A 3,221-nucleotide genomic window follows, 5' to 3' on the forward strand; every position below is an offset into this window, starting at 1 on the left:
ACACTGCATATTCGCCAGTGGCGGTCTAGGTGCTCTATTGCAAAGCCTTTAATTTCTATTAACTTTGCTGCTCACGGTTTTTGGTTCGGTGCAATAATCGCCACCAGCGTATATGCAGGAAACGTTATAGCCAATGTTATGACGAATCCTATGGAAAATCTACTAACGAAAAGACTTTTAGCAACCTAACCGAGAAAAATATTTATAAATTTTTTGGGTTTTTAAGCGGTTGACTCTTCCGCAGTTCCTTGACAAAATCGGAATTTAACAAACTGACGGAATTTTAAGCAGCTAACGGTAAAGCCAAAGAATAGGAATCACAATTAACATTACCGTAAAAATACCGACAAAAAAATTTCTGATTCTTTTGCTATCAGAAAATTCTTCTTTTAGTTTACCTTTAAAGCCTTTTATCATCCAACAAATAAATCCACCTATAGACCCAAAAATTAACCTTGACACAAAAGGACTTGTTGCCATTTATATATTTTAAACTCCAAATATAATAAACAAGAAAAGAAATTAAGCTTGACGAATAATAAATATTTTTTCTCTTACTACTCCAAGACACGAACGCTGCGAAATAACAGAATAGAATTTTTGAAAATAGAATTTAAGGTGTTGTTGACTTTGACTGAAAAGCCTAAAAAATGGACGACTTTGACGATTTGAATAAATAAAACACTGGCTATAACAGCGGTTTACCGCAAGTGGGGGTGCAGTGGTTTGCATAGGTCATTGCTTTCTATTATCTTTCGTGCTCGGTGGACAGGAACGGTGCTATAAGCCCCACCTACGGTAAGCCGCGAAACGTTATCGCCCAGCATTGGGCAGCGGTGGGACAGACGTGACAGTCAGCCTTTTTCATTGAGCAACTTTTCTGCAATTCTCAACACCTGAAGCAGGCCATCGCTTCGTGCTTCACTTTTTTATCCCCGCACAAAAAAAACAAACTTGCCAACCCAGGAAATGGCACATTTACTTTTACCCCCTCTCTCAAAAACCTCACGCACCTTGGCAAAATTAAAAGAGCCATTTCGCCTACACACGCGTTCCTGCTTTATATTACAACATTTATGATTAAATTCAATCCGAAATTTATTGCTATTCTATTCTATAAATTAAAATAAACATTATGTTTGTTAATATAAAAAACACTAAATTTATTCAAACATTACAGGTTATAAGCAATTTTATTAAATAGACAATGCAATTATGGATTTCATAACAATTGATTTTGAAACAGCAACGGCAGACAGAGACAGCCCCTGCGAAATAGGTTTAACTTTTGTGAAAAATAGACAAATAGTTGAAACAAAATCTTGGTTAATTAAACCTATGTATTCCGACTTTGACGAATTTAATATTTCAATCCACGGAATAACTCCAGAAGACGTTGCAGACAAACCTGAATTTGATGAACTTTGGTCTGAAATTAGACCTTTAATTGAAGGTCAATTTCTAATTGCTCATAATGCAGGTTTTGATTTTAGTGTATTAAGACGCACTATGCAGGAATATCAAATTCCTTTTCCAACGCTAACATATGCCTGTAGTTATATATTTTCTAAAAAAGTATGGCAAGGACTTCCTGCATATGACTTAAAAACACTTTGTAAAATAAACAAAATTGAACTTCAACATCACCGTGCAGCTTCAGACAGCAGAGCAACTGCGGAGTTAGCATTGAAGGCTTTTGATACAGTAGGGTTAAATTCAATCGAAGAATTCACAGAAAAACTCGGTGCAACTGTTGGACAATTATATGACGGAGGATATAAACCTTCAGAAACAAAAAGAAATTACAAATTAAAATCTGTTGTAAATATTGTTGGCGACTCTTCCAAGATAAATCCTGAAAGTGTTTTTTATGAGCGTAAAGTTGTTTTTACAGGTTCATTATCTTCTATGATAAGGGCTGAAGCTCAAAAATTAATTGCCGATATTGGTGGTGTTTTAGGGAATGGCGTAACAAAAGATACAGATTTTTTAATTGTTGGCCAACAAGACTATAGAGTAGTTGGAGATGAAGGAATGAGTAATAAACAAGAAAAAGCTATTAAACTTATTCAAAAAGGCGCACCTTTAGAAATTTTATCGGAAAACGACTTTTTAAAACATATTTAAATGAAAAATAATTTAGTTATAACTGCTAATCAATTAGCTCTGAAATTCTCTGATGAATTAGAAATCCCTTCACGTTTAAAAAAGAAAGAAAATGAAAAAAAAGAAAGGCAAAAGAGTAATTTAAATTCATTAACTGAACAACGTTTTCAAAAAAATGTAACTTCTTGGCTTAAAGTAATTGAAACACTTCTTTCTAAAGTTGAATCAAAGAATGCGTGGCGGTATATTACAATAACTCCTGAAATTGAATCAAATATTAAAAGTGCTGCTTATTGTAAAGATTTTATAGAATTTACAGACTACTTTGTCCTACGCAGAGACATTGAAAATTGTGACGATGAAGAAGTAGGTCTTATCTCTATGCTTCATTCTGAATTTCAGAAAGAAATAGAAAAGAAAATAGAAAAGGCAGCCCAAAATAATACAGTAAAAAGTGACGAGCTTGATGCAATTTGAAAAGTCAGCAATTCTTGCCTTTCCCACAGCCATAAGCACATTTACAATTCCCGCCAGCCATCTCACAATCCAAAAATTGTAAATAAGCTTCTGTCTTTCCCACAAAAGTAGAAGAAGTTTGTTTTTTTTCTCCCCCCTTTTTAAAAAAGTGAAACACCCAACCGCACGCTGCAATTGTCATCATTCATTGACGTTATGCTGTTTGCAAATAATCGTGACTTTCTATGAAGTGAGAAATGCCAAGCGATAACATTGCATACCCACAAGTGGCGGTCTAGGTACTCTATTGCAAAGCCTTTAATTTCTATTAACTTTGCTGCTCGCGGTTATTGGTTCGGTGCTGTAATCGCCACCTGCATATATGCAAATAACGTTGGGCGTAATGCGTGCATTCAAAAAATTCGGATTTGAAACCGTAATTACTTTCGAAAAATTTTAAGATTTTAGTTGATATTTCTAATATTCATTTCCTGTTGATTAAGTCAAATCCTTGAATGTTTTGAATGACCAGACGGATTTTGGTTTTTGTTATGTTCTTCTTAATGCTTTCGGAATAATTCTATGTTTATCACAATCTAATTTCTTATGTTTAAAAACCAAAATCCTTGGAATCTTGTGGACGGTAATTCAGGATAGGA

The 3,221-nt window shown here is 34.3% G+C and carries 2 protein-coding genes; both read left to right on the plus strand.

Translation table 11 applies throughout. The features are described 5' to 3' along the window. The first annotated feature begins 1,215 nt into the window (after positions 1-1,215). Entirely contained in the window at positions 1,216-2,127 is a 912-nt protein-coding gene (locus H0V01_02575; GenBank protein ID MBA2582255.1) for a DNA polymerase III, read from the plus strand. Beyond that, complete coding sequence (locus H0V01_02580) at positions 2,128-2,583, plus strand: hypothetical protein (protein MBA2582256.1); 456 nt, start codon at positions 2,128-2,130, stop codon at positions 2,581-2,583. Positions 2,584-3,221: the final 638 nt, after the last annotated feature.

The organism is Bacteroidota bacterium (assembly GCA_013696965.1).
Classification (GTDB): domain Bacteria; phylum Bacteroidota; class Bacteroidia; order JACCXN01; family JACCXN01; genus JACCXN01.